Source organism: Amycolatopsis sp. NPDC102389 (assembly GCF_044765885.1).
In the GTDB taxonomy this organism is placed as follows: domain Bacteria; phylum Actinomycetota; class Actinomycetes; order Mycobacteriales; family Pseudonocardiaceae; genus Amycolatopsis.
In genome coordinates, this window is record NZ_JBIWKX010000010.1 from 103,256 (window position 1) to 122,591 (window position 19,336).

A 19,336-nucleotide genomic window follows, 5' to 3' on the forward strand; every position below is an offset into this window, starting at 1 on the left:
GAAGTGTTGTCCAGGGTGACGCGTGTCACCCTGGACAAACCGTGTTCCGGGCTACTCAGCCTTCGAGTGCGGTGCGCAGCACCCCGATCGCCTGCTTTATCGCGGCCTCCGCGGCGTGCGTTTCGCGCAACGTGTTGAGCATGACGAAGTCGTGGACGATGCCCTGGTACCGCACGGCCGTCACCGGCACTCCGGCCTGACGCAGCTTCGCGGCGTACGCCTCGCCTTCGTCGCGCAGGACGTCGGCTTCCGCGGTGATCACCAGCGCGGGCGGGAGACCGGCCAGTTCGTCGAGGCTCGCCCGCAGCGGCGAGGCGGTGATTTCCGCGCGCTGCGCCGGATCGGTCGTGTACTGGTCCCAGAACCACTTCATGCCGTCGAGGGCGAGGAAGTAGCCCTCGGCGAACCGCTGGTAGGACTCGGTTTCGAAGTTCGCGTCGGTGACCGGATAGAAGAGCACCTGCTGGCGGAAGGTGACGTCACCGCGCCGCTTCGCGAGCAAGGTGAGCGCGGCGGTCATGTTCCCGCCGACGGAGTCTCCGGCGATCGCGATCTTCGTGCCGTCGAGCCCGTTTTCGGCGCCGTGCTCGGTGACCCACTTCGCCACGGCGTAGCTCTGCTCGATGGCGACGGGGTAGCGCGCCTCCGGCGAGCGGTCGTATTCGGGGAAGACGACGGCCGCGCCCGCGCCGACGGCGAGCTCACGCACCAGGCGCTCGTGGGTGTGGAAGTTCCCGAAGACCCAGCCGGCGCCGTGAATGTAGACGATCACGGGCAGCGGACCGGTCACGCCCTGGGGCCGGACGATGCGGACCTCGACGCCGTCCACGTGCGTCGTTTCGACATCCGCGGCGGGAAGTTCGACGTCGCCGCCCTGGACTTCGTCGACGGCCTTGCGCCCTTCCTCCGGCGGCAGCTGGAAGAGGAACGGCGGCGTCGCGGTGGCCTCGACGAAGGCCTGCGCGGCCGGTTCGAGGGCCAGGTTGTGCGGGTTGGCGGTCATTTCTGCCTCCTGGGAGCCGAAGTCGATGCGGTTAAGGTAGCTCGCAACTCAATTGTGCACAACTAAAATGCGCTCAAGGAGATTTGGCTCACTCAAGTGGCCGGGTGAGGCATGATCGACGCACCATGGGGGACGAGGAGGACCGATGCCGACGGACAACACCGGATCGCTGTGCCTGGACGATCAGCTGTGCTTCGGGCTCTACGCGGCATCGCGGGCCGTGACCGCGCTTTATCGCGTGGTGCTCGACGATCTGGGCCTGACCTATCCGCAGTACCTGGTGATGCTCGCGCTCTGGGAGGAGGACGAGCGGCTGGTCAAGGAACTCGGCACCGTGCTGAGCCTCGACTCCGGCACGCTGTCGCCCCTGCTCAAGCGGCTGGAGAAGTCCGGGCTGGTCCAGCGCGTCCGGCAGGCCGACGACGAGCGGTCCGTGCGCGTCAGCCTGACCGAGGACGGCTCCAGGCTCAGGGAGCGTGCGAGCGGGATCCCGAAGATCATCGGCGACGCGATGGGCCTCGACGCGGCCGGTCTCGCCCGCACCCGCGCGGAGCTCGATCGCTTGACCGAATCCGTGAACGCCTACCGCGAGGCCTACGTCCCGGCCGGTTAGCATGGGATTTCCGGGCGGACAAAGGGATGACGATGATCGATCACGACGCGGCGCTCAAGGCCGTCGAGAACAGCTTGGACCGGCCGTCCGCGGCCCGCGTCTACGACTACTTCATCGGCGGCGAAACGCACTACGCCATCGACCGCAACTTCGCCGAAAAGGTGCGCGAGCGGCTGCCGCTCATGGGCGACTACTGCAAGACCAGCAGGCAGTTCCTCGGCCGCGCCGTGCGGCACTGCGCGGAACTGGGCATCCGGCAGTTCGTGGACATCGGCTCAGGCCTGCCGACGGCGGGCAACGTGCACGAGGTCGCCGACGAGGCGCGGCCGCAGGAGGACACGCACGTCCTCTACATCGACAACGAGCCGATCGCGCTCGCGCATTCGACGCTGCTGCTCGCCGACACCGCCGACCCGGATCGCCACCACGCGATCGCGGCGGATCTGTTCGACCCCGAGGACCTCTGGGAACGGGTGATGGACTCCGGCATCATCGACGTCCGCGAACCGGTCGCGCTGGTGGTCAACGCGGTCATGCATTTCATCAAGGACGAGCAGGACCCGGACGCGCTGCTGGACTTCTACCGCGACCGGCTCGCGCCGGGTTCGTTGCTGGTGCTCTCGCAGATGACCAACGAGAACCCGGCCAACGACGAGGAACGGCAGGCGCTGCTGGACATCCTCGAGTACTACGAGACCACGACGAACCCCGGTTTCCTGCGCACCATGGACGAGTTCCGGCGCTTCTTCGGCGGCTGGCCGCTGCTGGAGCCGGGCCTCGTCTACGCGCCGGCGTGGCACCCGGACGAGAAGACGATCTTCGCCGCTTCGCCTTCGGAATCCCGCGTCATCGGCGGGATCGCCCGCAAGCCGTGATGTTGCCGCGTCCGTGAAGGCCTCCTTGAGGGACTCTGGGTCCCTCAAGGAGGCCTTCACGGACTTGTGACGCGCGTCGCCTTGCAGTGCAACTAGGTGCATATGAAACTAGGTGCATGGCACTGGAGCACGCGATCCTGGTCTCGCTGTCCGAGCGGTCCGGCTCGGGCTACGAGCTGACGCGTCGCTTCGAGAAGTCCATCGGACTGTGGTGGAGCGCCACCCACCAGCAGATCTACCGCGTCCTCAAGCGGATGGAGGACGCGGGCTGGATCAGCGTCGACCAGGTCGCGCAGTCCGGGAAACCCGACAAGAAGGTCTACACCGTCGGCGACGCGGGACGGGCCGAACTGGCCCGCTGGCTCGCCGAACCCGATCCGTCGGCCACCGCCAGGGAGCTCGCCGTGAAGATCCGCGGCGCGGCGCTCGGCGATCCGGCCGCCGTCGCCGCCGAGGTCACCCGGCATCGCGACGCGCACGCGGCACAGCTCGACGCGTACCTGCTGATCGAGAAGCGCGACTTCCCCGACCCCAGCGTCCTCAGTGGACAGTCGTTGCATCAGTTCCTCGTGCTGCGCGGAGGAATCCGAACCGAACAGGGCCACGTCGAGTGGCTCGAGGAAGTCCTCCAGGCATTCCACCACGATGCGTAAGGACCCTGCGATGAGCCAGTACCCGAACCTGTTGTCCCCGCTCGATCTCGGCTTCACCACCCTGCGCAACAGGGTGATCATGGGCTCGATGCACACCGGCCTCGAGGACAAGGAAGCGCATTTCCCGCAACTGGCCGAGTACTACGCCGAACGCGCCCGCGGTGGCGTCGGGCTGATCGTCACCGGCGGGTTCGCGCCGAACCGGACCGGCTGGCTCCTGCCGCTGGCGTCGAAGCTCTCGACGCGCGCGGAAGCCAAGGCGCACAAGCGACTCACCGATCCGGTGCACGAGGCGGGCGGCAAGATCGCGCTGCAGATCCTGCACGCGGGCCGCTATTCGTATCACCCGCTGAGCGTTTCCGCGTCGAGCATCAAGGCACCGATCAACCCCTTCAAACCGCGGGCCCTTTCGGGGTACGGCGTGCTGCGGCAGATCCGCGCGTTCGCCGATTGTGCCTTCCTGGCCAAGGAAGCGGGCTACGACGGCGTCGAGATCATGGGCTCGGAGGGCTACTTCATCAACCAGTTCCTCGCCGAGCGGACCAACAAACGCACCGACAAATGGGGCGGCAGCGCGGAAAATCGCCGAAGGATCGCCGTCGAGATCGTGCGCCGCACGCGGGAAGCGGTCGGCGAGGACTTCATCATCGTCTATCGACTGTCCATGTTGGACCTCGTCGAGGGCGGGCAGAGCTGGGAAGACGTCGTCGCGCTGGCCAAGGAGGTCGAAGAGGCGGGCGCGACGATCATCAACACCGGCATCGGCTGGCACGAGGCGAGGGTGCCGACGATCGTGACGTCCGTGCCGCGCGCGGCCTTCACCTGGGTGACCGGGAAGCTCAAGCCGCACGTCGGGATCCCGGTGGTCACCTCGAACCGGATCAACATGCCCGAGGTCGCCGAGGAGGCGCTGGCCGGCGGCGACGCGGACCTGGTGTCGATGGCGCGGCCGTTCCTCGCCGACCCGGAGTGGATCCGGAAGGCCGAGACCGGGCGCGAGGACGAGATCAACACCTGTATCGCGTGCAACCAGGCCTGCCTCGACCACGCTTTCAAGCGAAAACTGGTGTCCTGCATGGTGAATCCGCGCGCGGGCCACGAAACCACGCTGACCCTGTCGCCCACGCGGAAGACCAAACGCGTCGCCGTCGTCGGCGCGGGTCCCGCCGGGCTCGCGGCCGCGACCGGCCTCGCCGAGCGCGGGCACGCGGTCGAACTCTTCGAAGCCGACGACGAGATCGGCGGCCAGTTCGGGATCGCGCGGAAGATCCCGGGCAAGGAGGAGTTCGCGGAGACCATCCGGTACTACACGCGGCGGCTGGAGGTCACCGGCGTCAAGGTGCGCCTCGGCACGCGCGTCACCGCCGCCGACCTGGTCGACGCCGGCTTCGACGAGGTCGTGCTGGCCACCGGCGTGACACCGAGGGTGCCGTCGCTCCCCGGTATCGACCACCCCAAGGTTCTGTCCTATGTGGACGTCGTCCGGCACGGGAAACCGGTGGGCGGCAAGGTCGCCGTGATCGGCGCGGGCGGGATCGGCGTGGACGTCAGCGAGTTCCTGACGCACACCACCTCCCCCGCGCTCGATCTGGAGGCGTGGATGGCCGAATGGGGCGTCACCGATCCCGAGCGGGCCGCGGGCGGGCTGACCGAGCGGAAGGTCGAGCCGTCACCGCGGCAGGTTTTCCTGCTGCAGCGCAAGAAGTCCGGGATCGGCGCGGGGCTGGGCAAGACCAGCGGCTGGGTCCACCGGGCCGCGCTGAAGGCCAAACGCGTCGAGCAGCTCACCGGCGTCACCTACGACCGGATCGACGACGACGGCCTGCACATCACCGTCGGTGACAAGCCGCGCGTGCTCGACGTCGACACGGTCGTCGTCTGCGCGGGCCAGGAGCCGGTGCGCGACCTCGTCGACGACCTGCGGGCGGCCGGACTGCCGGTGCATCTGATCGGCGGCGCCGACGTCGCGGCCGAACTGGACGCCAAACGGGCCATCGATCAGGGAACCCGCCTGGCCGCCGTTCTCTGACGAGTGGCCTCCTAGATGGCAGGATGAACCCTTGTGCGGGACGTATGCGTGATCGGGCTCGGGTTGATCGGTGGTTCGCTGCTGCGCGCGGCGCATTCGATCGGCCGCACCACGTTCGGGGCGACGACCTCCGAAGCTGACGCGGACGCCGCCAGCAGAGCGGGTTTCGACGTCACCACGCAGGTCGAAGCGGCGCTGGGCAAGGCGGCGGAACGGGACGCGATGATCGTGCTCGCGGTGCCGCTGCCCGCGGTCGAGGAGGTGCTCCGTACCGTTTCGCGGGTCGCCGGGCACTGCGTGCTCACCGACGTGACCAGCGTGAAGGGTCCGGTGCTCGACTCGGTCCGGCGCCGGGCGCCGTACGCGAAGTTCGTCGGCGGGCATCCGATGGCCGGGACGGCGAACTCCGGCTGGAAGGCGAGCAATCCGGCGCTGTTCGGCGGCGCCGCGTGGGTGCTGGGCGTCGAGCACGACACCGATCTGACGGCGTGGGCGGAGGTCGCCCAGCTGGTGCTGGACGTCGGCGCGCACGTCGTGCCGCTGCCCGCGGACTCGCACGACGAGACGGTCGCGCGGATCTCGCATCTGCCGCATATCTTCGCGGCCATCCTGGCCACGATCGGCGCGCAGGGCGGGCCGCTGGCGATGTCGCTGGCCGCCGGGTCGTACACGGACGGCACGCGGGTGGCCGGGTCGAGCCCGGCGCTGGTGCGGGCGATGACCGAGGGCAACCGGGACGCGCTGCTGCCCATCGTCGACGAGGCGCTCGGGCGGCTGGGTGCCGCGCGGGGTTCGCTGGCGTCGACGGGTGGTCTCGCGGTGACGGTCAACGCGGGCTATGAAGGTGCGCAAGCGTTTGCGGCCAGCAAGGACGCGGAACGCGCGGGGGTGCGGGTCAGCCTGACCGCGCCGGACGCGCGAGACGGCCTGATCGCCCTCGGCGAGCGCGGCGGCCGGATCACGGCGATCGAGGGCGCCACCGCGATCGGCGAGGTCTCCTGACGCGTTTCGTCCTCTGAACGCGGTCCTTGCGTGTGCAAGTACCGCATTCAGAGGACGAAACGCGGAGAGTTACTGGCCCTGCTGGCCCTGCTGGGGCTGGGGGTTGTCGGGGGTGTCGTCGAACTTGTTGATGAACCCCTTCGCCTTCTCGACACCCGAGTCGATCTGGGAGTCGTGACCGGAGAACTTCGACTTGGCGAAGTCGGCCGCCTTGTCCAGGCCGCCCTCGATCTTGTCGTTGTGCTCGCGGAGAGCGTCGGTGGCCTTGTTCTTCAATTCATCGAAGTTGATGCCCATGGCCACATCGTCACACAGGGACCGGCTAACACGCCTCGACGATCACCCGTCGTGGGGACGCTCAGAACGGCCGGTCGCCCTGGATGGCGACGCGTTCGGCCACGCGTGCGTACGGGTGGTAGTCGTTGACGGCGTAATGCTGGGTGGCGCGGTTGTCCCAGAAGGCCACCGAGCCCGGCCGCCAGGTGAAGCGCACCTGGAACTCCGGGATATGCGCCCGGCTGAACAGGTACCGGAGGAGCTGATCGCTCTCGTCGCGGTCGATGCCGACGATGTGGGTCGTGAAGGCCTGGTTCACGAAGAGGGTGCGCCGCCCGGTTTCCGGATGCGTGCGGACGACCGGGTGCTCGACCGGCGGGAACGCGTCTTGGTGGCGCAGCAGGAGTTCCGGGTCGGAGAAGCGGTCGAAACCGGGGATGAAGTCGTGCACCGCGGTCAGCCCGTCGACGCGTTCGCGGACGTCGTCCGGCAGGTTGTCGTAGGCGGCGGCCATGTCGGCCCACATCGTGTCGCCGCCGACCGGCGGGACCTCGAGCAGCCTCAGGACCGAACCGAGCGCCGGCGCGGGCCGGAACGTGACGTCCACGTGCCAGATGTTCTCGAACGCGGGCATGGTCGCCGACCGGGCGAAACGCGTGGTGTCCTCGGTCTCGCCCTTCGGGATGAACGGGTTCGTCTCCAGTTCACCCCAGTTGGCGGCGAACGCGCGCTGGTGCGCCGAAGTGATGTCCTGATCGCGGAAGAACAGCACCTTCCACTCCAGCAGCGCGCGGTTCAGCTCGGCGTGGAGAGCGGGCGTCAGTGGCCGGGCGAGGTCGACGCCGCCGATCTCGGCGCCGATCACCCGTCCCAGCGGGCGAAGCGAGAAGAGCTCGTACGGGCGCTCCTCGACACCTTCCGGCAGGCGCCGCAGCAGGCGCGGCCCTTCGAGGATGCCGCCGTCGGGGACGGTCGCGGGGCGGAGACGGACACGGTCGGGCAGTGCGATGGACATACGTGCTCCCAGGATTCGACACCGTCGGATGACTTGGCGAGATGAGGAGCTACGCGGGCGGAGAGCCCAGACGTCCACGGCGCAGGAGCAGTGCGGCGACACCTTCGCCGGCCGAACGGGTCGGCGCGGACTCCCAGGGGACGGACACCCGGCCATCGTGGGCGCGATTCGGCGTGCGGTCAACACCGTCCACGAGACGGGACGATCAGCGCCTCCGCTCGGACGGGAAGCTGCCCGACCACGTGTTCCGCTCCTCTCGCGGGCGCAGTGCCTCGGCCAGTACCCACTGCGAATGCGTCGTGCCGCCCCGGCCCACCGGACCGAGCTGGAAGGTGACCCAGCCGACCCAGTGCCCCGTCGTCGTCGCCCGCCACATCCCCAGCAGTCCGGGGACGGTGGCGGACAGGTCCAGGCCGTCGGGCAGGCGGGTCTTCACCGCGCCGACGGGGTACACCAGCTTGAGATCGACCCAAACGGGCTGGTTGGGCCGCACCATGTGCAGGTGACGCGGCCCCGGCGGCAGCGTGTCACCAGTGTCGAGCATGCGTCGATTATGCGTGAAAAGTCGAACATCCGTTCGAGATGATGCTCACCCTCCCCCGGTCGGGTGAGCACCTGCTGCGGATGCCGTCGCGGAGGTCGCCAAACCCGCCTTCACCAGTGCGTTTGACCTCAACTTCAGTTGAGGTGATGAGCTGCTCGCCGACTTCCCCAGCACTAGAGAAAGCGACAGCCCATGGCAGGCAACACGACCGGAACCCTCTCTCCGGATCAAGGTTCGGTGGATCGACCGTCGCCGTTGACGCTCCCGGTGGTCCTGGTCGGCGTCGTCCTGGTGGCGATGTCCATCTCGGGCACCGCGGTGGCGCTGCCGAGCATCGGCCGTGATCTCGATACCTCCGGCTCCCCGTTGAACTGGGTCGTCGCCGGGTACAACCTGGCCTTCGCCGCCATGACGCTCATCACGGGATCGACGGCCGACCGGATCGGCCGTCGACGGGTGTTCGCCGTCTCGGCGCTGGTCTTCGCGGCCGGATTTCTCGGGACGGCGCTGAGCCCGGCGATCGTCGTCACCGACATCGCCCGCGTCGTCTCCGGCGTCGGCGGCGCCGGGATCATGGCGGCCGGCGGTGCCATTCTCGCCTCCAGCTACGACGGGGCGGCCCGCAACCGCGCCTTCGCCCTGATGGGCACCATGGCCGGGGTCGGCATCGCCGTCGGCCCCACCCTGTCGGGCCTGCTGATCAGTGCCACCGGCTGGAGGGGAAGCTTCGCGATCTTCACGGTCATCGGCTTGCTGGTCGCCTTGGGCGGGACCCGTGCCCGCGAGTCCCGCGCGACCGACGCCGACCGGGCGGACTGGGCGGGCAGTGTCCTGTTCGTCGCCACGCTGGCACTGCTGATGTTCTTGCTCCTGGAGGCGCCGTCGCTCGGCTGGTCCCACCCGGTCATCGTGTTCGCCGGCATCGCCGGTCTGGTCGTGCTGGTCACCTTCGGCGTCGTTCAGCGGCGCAGCTCCGCTCCGGTATTGGCGCCCGAACTGGTCGCCAATCGCGGGTTCTTGGGCTGGAGCCTGGCGACCCTGACGACTTCCGTCGGATTCCTCGGCGTCCTGGTCTTTCTGCCCACCTACTTGCAGGCGGCGGCTGGACTCTCCCCCGCCGCCTCGGGGGTGACGATGCTGTTGCTGACCGCCCCTGTGCTGGTCGTGCCCATGGTCGCCGTGGCGCTGGTGAACAAGGGCGTTCCGGCCCGGCTGCTGATCATGATCGCCCTGGTGCTGGTCGTGGCCGGGAACCTGTGGCTGGTGACGTTGAACGCCGATGACGCCGTCGTGGCCGTCGCGGCGCCGCTGGTGATGATCGGGGTCGGCATGGGTGCGTCCTTCGGCATCACCGACGGCCAGGCCATGGCCCTCGTCCATGCCGACGCCGTCGGCATGGCGGCCGGCTTCCTCAACACCCTGCGGGGAGCGGCCGAGGCTCTCGTGATCGCCGCGTACAGTGCCTCCATCGTCGGCCTCCTCTCGGCGAGGCTCGACGACGCGGCCCACGCCGCCAAGGTCGGTGCCGGACGCCTCACCGACGGTGCCGAGGCCGTGGAGCTGGACGCCTTCACCTGGTCATGGCAGCTGACTCAGCTCGGTGTGGGCCTGCTCTGCCTGGTCCTGTCGATCGTCGTGACCGTCCTGATCCACAGCCGCGCCGCGACGCCCCGCCGCACCACCTGACCACGAGCGAGGAGCAGAGACCGTGCGCGCCAGCCCAGAGGACCATCTCACGATCGGTGAGGTCATCCACCGGACCGGCGTACCCGCCTCCGCCTTGCACTTCTACGAACGCAAAGGCCTGATTTTCAGCGAACGCACCAGCAGCAATCAGCGGATCTTCTCGCGGCACATGCTCCGCCGGATCTCCTTGATCATGGTGGCGAAGCGTCTCCACATTCCGCTGACGGACGTCGCCGAGGTCTTCGCCGGTCTTCCCGCCGATCGCGCCCCCACTCACCAGGACTGGCAACGGGTCTCCCGGCGCTGGAAGAAGCAACTGGAGGAACGCCGCCGCGCCATCGAATCCCTCGAACACGAACTCACCGGCTGCATCGGCTGCGGCTGCCTGTCGATGAAGGCGTGCCTGCTTCTCAATCCCGACGACGCCCTCGAGGGCCGCGGCCCAGGGCCGGTGCGGCTCCTGCGGGGCTGAGGAGTCGGCGCCTCAGGCGCGGCGGTGGTACGGCAGGAAGCGCCGGACCAGCCGCAGCGGCGCGCGTTCGACGAGGTCGGGGCCACGCACGGCGTCGAAGGCGGCGCCGATCTGGTCGACGACGCCGGACAGCCGCTCGTTGTCGGGCATCGGCATCTCCGCCGGGTCCCGTTCCTCGCGGACGGCGGCCGCGAGTTCGGCGAGGGCCGCCGTCAGGAGGGCGACGTCGGCTTCGTCGGGAGCCGGGGCGCCGCGGCCGAGGGTGACGCCGACCTCGGTGACGGCGTCGGCGACGCGTTCGAGCCCGGCGATCACCGGCCACCAGGCGACGGCTTGGCGTCCGGCGGCGGAGGGTTCGACGACGACCTGCTGGAACGCGGTCCGCAGGTCGGCCAGCGCGCGGTAGGCGCGGCGGCGGGCGCGCGAGCGTTCCAGCCGGGCCTCGCCGGACGGCGCGAGCACGAGTCCCTTGTCGACGTACTTCACCAGGCTGTCGAGGCCGTCGGCGAGCCGTCCGCCGACCTGCGGCCGCCGGCTGCCCGGCCAGAGCAGGTAGCCGAAGATCAGGACGATCGCGCAGCCGAGCACGGTGTCGACGAGCCGGGCGAGCACGACGTTCCAGCTTCCGGTGCTGGCGAGGTCCATCTGCAGGATGATCAGCGGCGTCACGAAGGCGCTGAGGATGCCGTAGTTGCGGACCTTGCCGACCGCGACGCCGCCCGCGAAGACGGCGATCAGCAGGACCAGCAGCCAGCCTTCGCCGCCCGCGGCGAGCACGGCCGCGCCGATGCCCACGCCGATCACCGTGCCGATACCGCGCAGCACGGCGCGGCCGAACACCGAGCCGAAGTCCGGTTTGAGGACGATGCCGACGGTGAGCGTGATCCAGTAGGACCGCTCGAACGGGACTAGCAGCGCGACGACTTCGGCGATCGCGACGCACAGCGTGAGGCGGAGCGCGGCGAACCAGGTGAGCGGACCGGACACGAGCGAACCCGCCCAGCCGCGAAGGCGTTTGTGCCACGGCTGGACCTCGCGCCGCTTCCGGTTGTCGCCCTTGCCTATCCGGGCGAGCCCGGCGTAGAGCGCGGCGAGGACCGGGTCGGCGTCTTCGGGTGCTTCGGGAGGCTCCGGCAGCTCCTGGTTCGCGAGGACGGCGGCCGAGGTCGCGATGAAGTGGTCGATCACGTCGTCCGGGGCGTGGCGGCCGGCGTTGACCATCGCGACCGACGCCTCGACGGCGGGAGTGCTGGCCGAGAGCAGGTTGAGCAGCTGGCGGTAGGTGGCGTCGCGGCCAGACAGCCAGGATCGCGCGGTGAGCAGCCGGTCGTACGCGGTGTTCATCGCGGTCGTGAGCTGGTGCCGCGCGACGCGGGAGGTGGCTTCGTCGGTCGCGGAGAGCATCGCGGCGAGCTCGACGTAGACGTGCGCGACGGCGCCGCGTTCGGGGCTGGTGGCGCGGAAGGTCCAGGTGGCGAGCGCGATCAGCAGGCTCCAGGCGGCGCCGATGCAGAAGTAGCCGAGGAGGACTTCGACGCGCAGGCCGGTGACGTGCTGGCCGGTGCCGAGCACGCAGAAGACGAACATCTGCAGCCCGGCGACCGACGCGTTGCTGCCCGCCGCGCTGATCAGCGCGGACACCGCCGCGACCCCGACGACGACCGGGATCGACGCGGCCGGGATGCCGCCGGTGATCAGCCCGGCGAAGTAGCCGAGACCGGCGGCCGCGGTGGCGCCGCCGAGCCGCCGGGCGCGGTAGCGGTACGGGCCGGCGGATTCGGAGAGGACGGTGGGCAGGGCGCCGGTGGAGACGAGCGCGCCGACGCCGATGTCGCCGAGCGCGTAGCCGACGGCGAGCGGGACGGCGAGGGCGAGGACGGCGCGGGCGACCATGTTCCACGGAATGGGAACCGGTGTGCTGCGGAGCAGCTGCACCAGCCAATGCGGTGCGGCGATCTCGCGGCGCGTCGTGCTCACGCCCCTATCTTGACTTATCCATCGCGGCCGGAGCGGTTATCGTCGCCACATGGGCAAGACGTACTCCTTCGAGATCAACCGGACGAGCAGCGCCTCGCCCGCTTCCCTGTTCGCGCTGGAGGCCGACGGTTCCCGGTGGTCGGAATGGGCGAAGCCGGTGGTGTTCCAGTCGCGCTGGGCACGGGAACCGGGCGCGGACGGGCTGGGCGCCGTACGGGCCGTCGGCCTGTGGCCGGTGTATCTCCACGAAGAGACACTGGAGTACGAACAGGACCGAAAGCACGTCTACGGCTTCGCGGGTCCCGCGCTGCTGAAGGACTATCGGGCCGAAGTCTCGTTCACGCCGAACGCTTCCGGCGGCACGGATCTGCGCTGGACGGGCAGGTTCACCGAGCCGCTGCCCGGCACCGGCGCCGCCGTCCGCACGTCCCTGCGCTCCGTGATCTCGATCCTGGCCACCCGCCTGGTGAAACACGCCGAACGCGCCTGACCCCACCCCCCGCCCTTCCCAAGGGGGGCGACCCCGAGTCCAGTCTACCGGCGCTGGGCGTGGGAAAGGGCCGCTCGGCGGAGTTGTCCACAGACGACGGTGGTTGTGGACAACTCCTGTGGGGAGCTGAAGGACGCCATAGCCGCATAGGACGCGGCGAAGGGCGCTTTCGTCTCATAAGACGCGGTGAAAGTCCCCTTCAGCCCGCGCCGAGGCACAGGAAGGGGCGCCGCAGCGGATCGGCGGCGGTCGCTTCGGCGAGCGCCAAAGCGGGCGCGGTCCCCGAAGCCAACCGCCGGTGCAGGTCGGCCATCGCGGCGGCGGCCGCCTTGTCGCCGACCCGCGCGATCGCGCCGATGACCGTCCGCGAGCCGCTGGCGAGCAACGTCCCGGCGAAACCGAGCGCCTCCTCGCCGGGCCGGATATGACTCATCGCGAGTTCGCACGCGGCCAGCACCACCCGTTCCGGCGGCTTCGCGAGCCGGGCGGTTTCGTGCGCGTACAACGGGCCGTCGACGAGCTCCAGCCGCGAGAACAACGCGTTCGCCGGTTCGTGCGCGCCGTGCGCGACGAGGTGCGCCATCCCGGAACCGTCCAAAGCGGACAGTACGGCCTCGCTGGTCGCGTCCTTCCCGTCGACGAGCCGGGCGTGCGGGTACACGGTCCGCAGGTTCCGCACCTCGCCCACCGAACCCGGCACGCCCGGCCCGCCGGCGAGCAGGACCGGGCCGGAGCTCCGCCGCCCGGACGCGGTCACCCACGCGGTCGCCGACGGCGCGATCGACACCGGATGTCCGTGCAGTGAAGGCAAAGCGCCCCAAGGCAACGCGTACAGCGAGCCGATCGGCACGATGATCAGCTCGCGGTTCTCCAGCGTCTTCGCCAGCGACGCGGAGATCAGCTTGTCCAGTTTGTCCGCCCGGCGCCGCGCGGAACCGGTGACGACCTCGACCAGCGGCGCGGGCAGGTTGTCCGGGGCCAGCGCGTCGAGGTCCGCGTGCAGCTGCCGCGCGGTTTCGACGATCTCCGCGAGCGGCCCCAGCTTCAGGAGCCGGAACCGGCCGCGGTCGACGACCACCGCGTACAAGGTGTCGCGATACCCCATCAGGCTGACCAGCACGCGATCGCCGAGCCGCTCGACCACCTCTTCGGGCGCCGAGACGGGCCGCGGGCGACCCCATTGGCTGGTGTACCACCCGAGCCGCGTCGCCTCCCGCTGCAAGCGGTCGTAGCGCTCCTCGAGCTGCCCGACCGGTTCGCCGGTCAGCCGCCGAGCCTGGATCGTCCCCTGCACGTGCCGCATTTCGTTGATGTGCCGGGCGAGCGCGGGATCCTCGATGACCGGGAGCGGCTCGTAGCGGTACACCTGCGCGCGCGTGCGTTCCAGCCACGCGAACAGGCTCTTCGCCCCGGCGCCGCTGCGCCGCGCCTTCTTGAGCACCAGCGTCAGCGCGAGTTTGCCCAGCTCCTCACCGTGCGCCGCCGTCCCGCAGACCAGGTCGAGCCCGCCCATGCGGTCGCGGATCTGCCCGAGTTCCGCCAGCCCGGCCCGTGCCTGCGCGAGCGCCGACCGCGGCCGGTGCGACGCCACGGCGAGTTCGGCCCGGCACAACCGCAGCTGCATCCGGTGGTCGATCGGCGTGGTCTGCCGCGGTTTCGGTACCTGCGCCAGGAGTTCCTGCGCGGCGACCGTCTCCCCGCGACGGATCAGCAGCCGCACCGCGAACATCCGGGCCGCGCCCGCTTCGTCGCGCAGACCGAGCCCGGCCAGCCGGATGGCGAGATCGGCCAGCCGCTCCGGGAGTTTCGCGGACGGCTTCTTTTCCCTGTCCGCCAAGACCTTCACCGCGTCCGCGCGGAGCCGGGTCAACTCGGCGATCTCCGCCCAGCGGCCGTTGCCCCGACGGAGGAAGCTCCGCCGCGCGGACGTCGCGAGCTTCTTCGCGAGGGCGTGGTCACCCTCCAGGATGGCGGCCCCGGCTCGCGCGACCTCCGCTTCCGCGACGAGATGGTGTGCGCCGTTGCCGCGGAGTTCGGGGATCGCTTCGTCGAGATGTCGTGCCGCCTCCTCGGCGAGCCCGGCGGTGAGCAGGGCCTTCGCCTGGTCGAGCCGGACGAGCGGCAGCGAGCCGGGTCCGTCGGTGACGAAGATCGAGGCCGCCTGCTCGTAGTGCCGGAGCGCTTCGGGGATGTCGCCGAGCAACTGGGCGTGATCACCCAGGTTGTGGCGGATCTTCCCTTCGAGCATCCGGTGCCCGTGTTCGACGGCGATGTCGAGCGCGGCGACGAGATCGGCGTGCGCCGCCTCCGGATTGCTCATCTGGAGATGCAGCCAAGCCCGGTTCACCAGGTTCCGGGTGAGGAGAAGGCTGTGCTTCGCCGCTTCCGCGACGAGGTTCGGCATCGCGGCGTTGTACAGCGCGAGCGATTCGTCCAGGTGCCCGGACCTCATCAGCACCACGGCTCGCTGGAGCACGACGGTGAAGCTGAGCTCGCGCCGGATGTCGCCTTCCGGCAACTGGAGACGGACCTGTTCCGCCTCGGAGAGCCGGGCGAATCCGTCCTGCTGGGACGCGACCTCCGCCTCCGCGGCCGCCAGGCTGATGAGGATCCGGACGCGGATCGCCAGCCGTTCGACGCTGCCGGATTCGACCGGCCCGAGGCGCGCCAAGCCACGCTGCAGCAACCGGATGGCCGCGCCCGGACCGTGATCGGAGGCCGCGGCCCTCGCCTGACGGTGCAGATCGGCCGCCGCCTCGGCTACGGGATCGACGACAGGAAGCTGCACGGGCACACGCACTATGGGAGCACACCCGCGCCGCATAACGGAACAGCCGTCCGGTTACAGCACCACTGTCGGTGTCACGACGGTCCGGCGACAGGTCACGTCGCCGAGGTGGATCACGATCTGGGTGGTGCCCTGGGGGACGTTGTCCAGCACGAACCGGCCTCCTTCGTCGGCGGTGGTGGAACTCGTGCCGTGCTCGGCGACGCGAACCTCCACTCCGTACTCGCCGGCGGGCACGAGCCAGCCGTCGATCCGGTGTTTCTTGCCGATCTTGGTCAGGTTGATCATCACGGTCAGATCGCTGACGGTGAAGGTGATCGTGCCGGTGTCGCTGCCACGGACGCCCGCGGTGGCGTCCATCCGTTCCCAGCGGGCGACCTCGACGTCGAGGTTTTCGAGCGCGAGCGCGAACTGAACCCGCTGCACCAGGTCTCCCGGTGGCGGGTCCAGTTCGTCCATGAAGCGCCCGATATCGGCGAGCAAGGCCTCATCGCCCGGGGAGGTCATCTCCCCCGGCGTCCCGAGGTCGTTCATCGGCTTCCCCCTTCGTGGGCCAGCAGGTCGCGCATCGATTCGAGGCAACGGCCCCTGGTCGGGCCGACACTTCCGCGCGGCATACGGAGTGCTTCGGCGACCAGTTGGTATTCGGCCCGCCCGGCGAGCACGGTCAGCCGAAGGAGCTGCTGACAGCGGTGCGGCAGGCGGAGGAAGGCGCGCCAGACCCGGCGATCCCGGTCGGCGCGGACGGCTTCCTCTTCGGGGGCCGGGTGGGTGCTCTCCATGCTTTCGGCCAGCTCGTCGGTCAGCGGGACAGGCTGGGCGCGGCGGCCGAAAGGATGCTGGGCTTCGCGTCTGGTGGTGGTGATCAACCAGGCGGCGAGCGCTTTGGGGTCACGGAGTTTCTCGAGCTGGCTGAAGAGGGCGAGCCACACCGTCTGGACCACGTCCTCGGCGGTCAGGCGGTCGAGCCCGTTCGCGCGCGCGACATGCCACACGAGCGGGGTCAGCTCGTGCACAAGTCTGTCCATCGCCTGGCGGTCACCGGCCCGCGCCGCGCGCATGCAGGCGGCATGCAGGTCGGCACCGGTCAGTCCTTCCCACGGCGGGTCTACCTCGGTCGTTTGCACGTCGGTCACCGTATCTGCCCCACTTCGGACGTGTCTTCGTGTCGGCGCTGGCAGTATCGCGGGCCCTTCGGGGAGAAGGAGCGTGCAAGAGGCTCTGGGATACATCAAGTCACTAACTTTTTTGTCGAATTTCGGTCGTCCCCCTCGGTCTGGGGCGAAGGACAAAGGCACCGGCCGGCGCGAGTAGGTGTGGACTGCGCACCGGCCGGTCCTTTTTTCCCTCCCCCCGGGCCCGCTCCCCAACGGGCCCGCGTCCGGGCGTCCCCCTCCCCCGAAGGAGCACCCGGAGGCAATGCCCGGAGGCCCCCTCGGCCTCCGGACATCACCTGTCTGTGTTGGTTCAGTTCACCGGCGGTTTGGTGCCGTTCGGGTCCCAGTTGCCGTCCGGGCTGGTGCCGGGACGGGGCGGGACCGGCGCCGTGATCGGCTTCGGCTTCGGAGTCGTCTCTTCGAGGTCTTCGGTGGCCGTGGCCTCGTCGTCGACGGGTGCGGTGTTGGTCTCGGTCGTCATCGGGTGTCCCTCATTTCCTCGACTGCTCCATAGGACGCAATGAGGCTGCCACCAGATACACGCAGAGCCAGCTTTTTCATGGAAATTTCTTAATCTGTGGCAAGCGAGTGACCTGATCAGCGCTTTTGCCCGGAAAAGGTGTCGCTGAGTAGCTGACGGCTCACGTCCGCGAGTTGTCCCGCCCAGCGCCGGTAGCCCTCGGGGCCGGGGTGGAACCGGTCCTCGGCGAAGGTCGCGGGGTCCAGCATCGCGGCCGGCATCGGGACGTGGACGACGCCGGGCAGCAGTGCCAGCCGGGCGGCCGCGGCGTCGAGGACGACGGACCGCGCGCCGAGGACGTCCCGCAGCGGACGCGGCAGCGAGGGGAACCGGCCCATCGGCGGCACGCCGGCCAGCACCACCGGTACCCGGCCCACCCGGCGCCGCACGGCGACGACGAGGTCGAGCAGGTCACGCCGGTAGCGCGTGGCCGAATGCAGTTCGATCGTGTCGTTGACGCCGAGCGCGATCACCACGAGGTCGGCTGGTTCGAGCAGCGGCACCAGGTCGTCGCGCACCACGCGGGCGTTGGCGCCGGTCTTGCCGAGGGCCTGCCAGGCGACCGCGCGGCCGCCCCGCGCGAGTTCGTCCGCGAGCCGTCCGGTCAGCGCCTCGGCGTGGGTGGCCGCGCCGACGCCGTCCACGGTGGACTCGCCGAGCACCGCGAGCCGCACCGGGCGGCCGTCGCCCTTCACCAGACCGGTGACCGGTCCCGCGGCGCCGGGCAACCTCGGCGTCGTACGGCGCACCCGGACGGCTTGCGCGAGCAGGATCGGGGCGAGCACCACCGCACGGCTGATCACCTCGCGACCTTACTGCCGCGTTTCGTCCTCTGAACGCGATCGTTGCGCACGCGACAACCGCATCGAGAGGACTGAATGCGGGAAGTCAGCCGTGGGCGATCGAGACCGTCTGGCGGACGAGCGAGTCGTCCGCGGCCGCGCGGAGCAGGTAATCGGCGACGTCGGCGCGGTTGATGCGGTAGCTCCCGCGGACGTTGCCGTCGGTGCGGGCGGCGATCTCGCCGGTGTGCGGCCCGTTCAGCAGGCGCGGCGGGCGCACGATCGTCCAGTCGAGCTCGCTCGCGCGCACGATCCGCTCGGCGGCGATCATGTCCGTGAACGCGTGGCGGAGGACCCTGCCCAGGATCGGCTTGACGACGTTCCTGGTGAAGAAGGTGTCGCCGTCGACGAACGGGCCGCTGGCGCTCACCAGCAGCAGCCGCCGGACGCCCGCCGAGCCGAGCGCGGCGACGGCGGCGTGGGCCCCGTCGGTGACGATCGTCGTCGGGTTGCGGTCACGGGCGCCGAGGGCGGAGACCACCACGTCGCGCCCGGATACCGCCTCGGTCAGCGCGCCGTGTTCGGACAGCTGGGCGACGACGACCTCCAGCAGGTCGCCTTCGGCGGTCAGCCGGGACGGGTCGCGGACGACCGCCGTGACGTGGTGGCCCGCGGCCAGCGCCTGCTTGACGACTTCGGAACCGACCCCGCCCGTGGCACCGAGAACAGTGAGCTTCATGGTCACGCCTTCCTGGGTTAGTGAGCACTCACCCACTATGGTGAGTGTTCACCCACCACTTGTCGAGCGAACGCTGAGAAGCCCTCAGGAGCGAACATGGGAAGCCGCGAGGAGATCGTCGCCGCGGCGGCGAAGGTGATGCGCGAGCAGGGCTACGCGCACGCCACGACGAAGGCCATCGCGAAGGCGGCGGGCTACTCCGAGGCGTTGCTGTACAAGCACTTCAAGGACAAGACCGAGATCTTCACGAGCGTGCTCGCCGAACAGCTCCCCGCGCTCGGGACGACCCTGGACGAACTGATGGGATCCGCGGCCGACGCCCCGCTCGCGGAGAATCTCGCCCGGCTGGCGCGGATCACGCTGTCGTTCTACCTGGAGAGCTTCCCCATCGCGGTGTCGCTGTTCTCCTCGCGGGAGTTGCTCGCGACCCACCGGGAACGGGTCATGAGCAGGGAAGGCGGGCCGGACGTCCCGCTCGTGCGGGTCTCCGGGTACCTGAAGGAAGAGGTCCGGCTCGGCAGGATCCGCGAGGACGCGGATCTGGACGCGGCGGCGTCGCTGCTGCTCGGGGCGTGTTTCCAGTACGCGTTCCTGGCGTCCTTCGAGGACCGCGAACCCGGCCAGGGGGAACTGGACCAGTGGGCGACGAGGCTGGCGGACACGCTGGTGGTCGCGGTGGGGGGGGGGGGGGGGGGGGGGGGGGGGGGGGGGGGGC

At 69.9% G+C, this 19,336-nt stretch carries 19 protein-coding genes and 1 pseudogene; 9 read left to right on the forward strand and 11 right to left on the reverse strand.

What is annotated here, in order from left to right; translation table 11 throughout:
- Positions 1-55: 55 nt before the first annotated feature.
- A complete protein-coding gene (locus ACIRGA_RS11915; protein WP_400939682.1) occupies positions 56-1,003 on the reverse strand; it encodes an alpha/beta hydrolase in 948 nt (315 codons plus the stop codon).
- A 145-nt stretch (positions 1,004-1,148) separates the two neighbouring features.
- Here ACIRGA_RS11915 and ACIRGA_RS11920 point away from each other — a divergent pair, with 145 nt between their 5' ends.
- The 5 genes from ACIRGA_RS11920 (at position 1,149) to ACIRGA_RS11940 (ending at position 6,175) form a co-directional block, all read left to right on the forward strand.
- Positions 1,149-1,616 carry a MarR family winged helix-turn-helix transcriptional regulator gene (locus ACIRGA_RS11920; RefSeq protein WP_400939684.1) on the forward strand — a complete coding sequence of 156 codons (468 nt, stop codon included), beginning with the start codon at positions 1,149-1,151 and terminating at the stop codon, positions 1,614-1,616.
- Between the two features lie 26 nt (positions 1,617-1,642).
- A complete protein-coding gene (locus ACIRGA_RS11925) occupies positions 1,643-2,491 on the forward strand; it encodes an SAM-dependent methyltransferase (RefSeq protein ID WP_400939686.1) in 849 nt (282 codons plus the stop codon).
- A 116-nt stretch (positions 2,492-2,607) separates the two neighbouring features.
- The gene (locus tag ACIRGA_RS11930; protein WP_400939688.1) at positions 2,608-3,144 is read left to right on the forward strand and encodes a PadR family transcriptional regulator; all 537 of its coding nucleotides are present in this window, start codon (positions 2,608-2,610) and stop codon (positions 3,142-3,144) included.
- A gap of 10 nt (positions 3,145-3,154) precedes the next feature.
- Positions 3,155-5,173, forward strand: a complete 2,019-nt coding sequence (locus ACIRGA_RS11935; RefSeq protein WP_400939690.1) for an FAD-dependent oxidoreductase — start codon at positions 3,155-3,157, stop codon at positions 5,171-5,173.
- A 48-nt stretch (positions 5,174-5,221) separates the two neighbouring features.
- A complete protein-coding gene (locus tag ACIRGA_RS11940; RefSeq protein WP_400939850.1) occupies positions 5,222-6,175 on the forward strand; it encodes a prephenate dehydrogenase in 954 nt (317 codons plus the stop codon).
- Between the two features lie 69 nt (positions 6,176-6,244).
- Here ACIRGA_RS11940 and ACIRGA_RS11945 read toward each other — a convergent pair whose 3' ends face one another.
- The 3 genes from ACIRGA_RS11945 to ACIRGA_RS11955 all read right to left on the reverse strand — a co-directional run bounded on the left by ACIRGA_RS11945 (position 6,245) and on the right by ACIRGA_RS11955 (position 8,010).
- Complete coding sequence (locus tag ACIRGA_RS11945; protein ID WP_400939693.1) at positions 6,245-6,472, reverse strand: antitoxin; 228 nt, start codon at positions 6,470-6,472, stop codon at positions 6,245-6,247.
- A gap of 61 nt (positions 6,473-6,533) precedes the next feature.
- Complete coding sequence (locus tag ACIRGA_RS11950) at positions 6,534-7,466, reverse strand: TauD/TfdA dioxygenase family protein (protein WP_400939695.1); 933 nt, start codon at positions 7,464-7,466, stop codon at positions 6,534-6,536.
- A gap of 205 nt (positions 7,467-7,671) precedes the next feature.
- On the reverse strand, positions 7,672-8,010 hold the full coding sequence (locus ACIRGA_RS11955) for a hypothetical protein (protein WP_400939698.1): 339 nt from the start codon (positions 8,008-8,010) through the stop codon (positions 7,672-7,674).
- A gap of 237 nt (positions 8,011-8,247) precedes the next feature.
- Between ACIRGA_RS11955 and ACIRGA_RS11960 the strand changes: the two genes are divergently transcribed.
- Both ACIRGA_RS11960 and soxR read left to right on the forward strand, forming a co-directional pair.
- Positions 8,248-9,696, forward strand: coding sequence for an MFS transporter (locus ACIRGA_RS11960; protein WP_400939700.1), 1,449 nt, complete (start codon positions 8,248-8,250; stop codon positions 9,694-9,696).
- A 22-nt stretch (positions 9,697-9,718) separates the two neighbouring features.
- Positions 9,719-10,168 (forward strand): redox-sensitive transcriptional activator SoxR, encoded by a 450-nt coding sequence (soxR, locus tag ACIRGA_RS11965; protein ID WP_400939702.1) that lies wholly within the window; start codon positions 9,719-9,721, stop codon positions 10,166-10,168.
- A 12-nt stretch (positions 10,169-10,180) separates the two neighbouring features.
- Here the strand turns inward: soxR and ACIRGA_RS11970 are convergent, their stop codons facing one another.
- On the reverse strand, positions 10,181-12,145 hold the full coding sequence (locus tag ACIRGA_RS11970; RefSeq protein ID WP_400939704.1) for an FUSC family protein: 1,965 nt from the start codon (positions 12,143-12,145) through the stop codon (positions 10,181-10,183).
- A 49-nt stretch (positions 12,146-12,194) separates the two neighbouring features.
- Between ACIRGA_RS11970 and ACIRGA_RS11975 the strand changes: the two genes are divergently transcribed.
- A complete protein-coding gene (locus ACIRGA_RS11975; RefSeq protein WP_400939707.1) occupies positions 12,195-12,635 on the forward strand; it encodes an SRPBCC family protein in 441 nt (146 codons plus the stop codon).
- Positions 12,636-12,834: 199 nt separating this feature from the next.
- Here the strand turns inward: ACIRGA_RS11975 and ACIRGA_RS11980 are convergent, their stop codons facing one another.
- The 6 genes from ACIRGA_RS11980 to ACIRGA_RS12005 all read right to left on the reverse strand — a co-directional run bounded on the left by ACIRGA_RS11980 (position 12,835) and on the right by ACIRGA_RS12005 (position 18,621).
- On the reverse strand, positions 12,835-15,435 hold the full coding sequence (locus ACIRGA_RS11980; RefSeq protein WP_400939709.1) for a CHAT domain-containing protein: 2,601 nt from the start codon (positions 15,433-15,435) through the stop codon (positions 12,835-12,837).
- Between the two features lie 42 nt (positions 15,436-15,477).
- Positions 15,478-15,957: a hypothetical protein gene (locus ACIRGA_RS11985; RefSeq protein ID WP_007030725.1), complete on the reverse strand. Its 480-nt coding sequence runs from the start codon at positions 15,955-15,957 to the stop codon at positions 15,478-15,480.
- Complete coding sequence (locus ACIRGA_RS11990; protein WP_007030724.1) at positions 15,954-16,559, reverse strand: RNA polymerase sigma factor; 606 nt, start codon at positions 16,557-16,559, stop codon at positions 15,954-15,956. The genes ACIRGA_RS11985 and ACIRGA_RS11990 overlap by 4 nt, the downstream gene beginning before the upstream one ends.
- A 331-nt stretch (positions 16,560-16,890) precedes the next feature.
- Positions 16,891-17,061 (reverse strand): hypothetical protein, encoded by a 171-nt coding sequence (locus tag ACIRGA_RS11995; RefSeq protein ID WP_185927056.1) that lies wholly within the window; start codon positions 17,059-17,061, stop codon positions 16,891-16,893.
- A gap of 116 nt (positions 17,062-17,177) precedes the next feature.
- Positions 17,178-17,903 (reverse strand): SGNH/GDSL hydrolase family protein, encoded by a 726-nt coding sequence (locus ACIRGA_RS12000; RefSeq protein WP_400939711.1) that lies wholly within the window; start codon positions 17,901-17,903, stop codon positions 17,178-17,180.
- Positions 17,904-17,988: 85 nt separating this feature from the next.
- Positions 17,989-18,621 (reverse strand): NAD(P)-dependent oxidoreductase, encoded by a 633-nt coding sequence (locus ACIRGA_RS12005; RefSeq protein WP_400939713.1) that lies wholly within the window; start codon positions 18,619-18,621, stop codon positions 17,989-17,991.
- Positions 18,622-18,717: 96 nt separating this feature from the next.
- On the opposite strand from ACIRGA_RS12005, the pseudogene ACIRGA_RS12010 reads away from it, so the two are divergent.
- Positions 18,718-19,299, forward strand: a pseudogene (locus ACIRGA_RS12010) (TetR/AcrR family transcriptional regulator); the annotation flags it as partial.
- Positions 19,300-19,336: the final 37 nt, after the last annotated feature.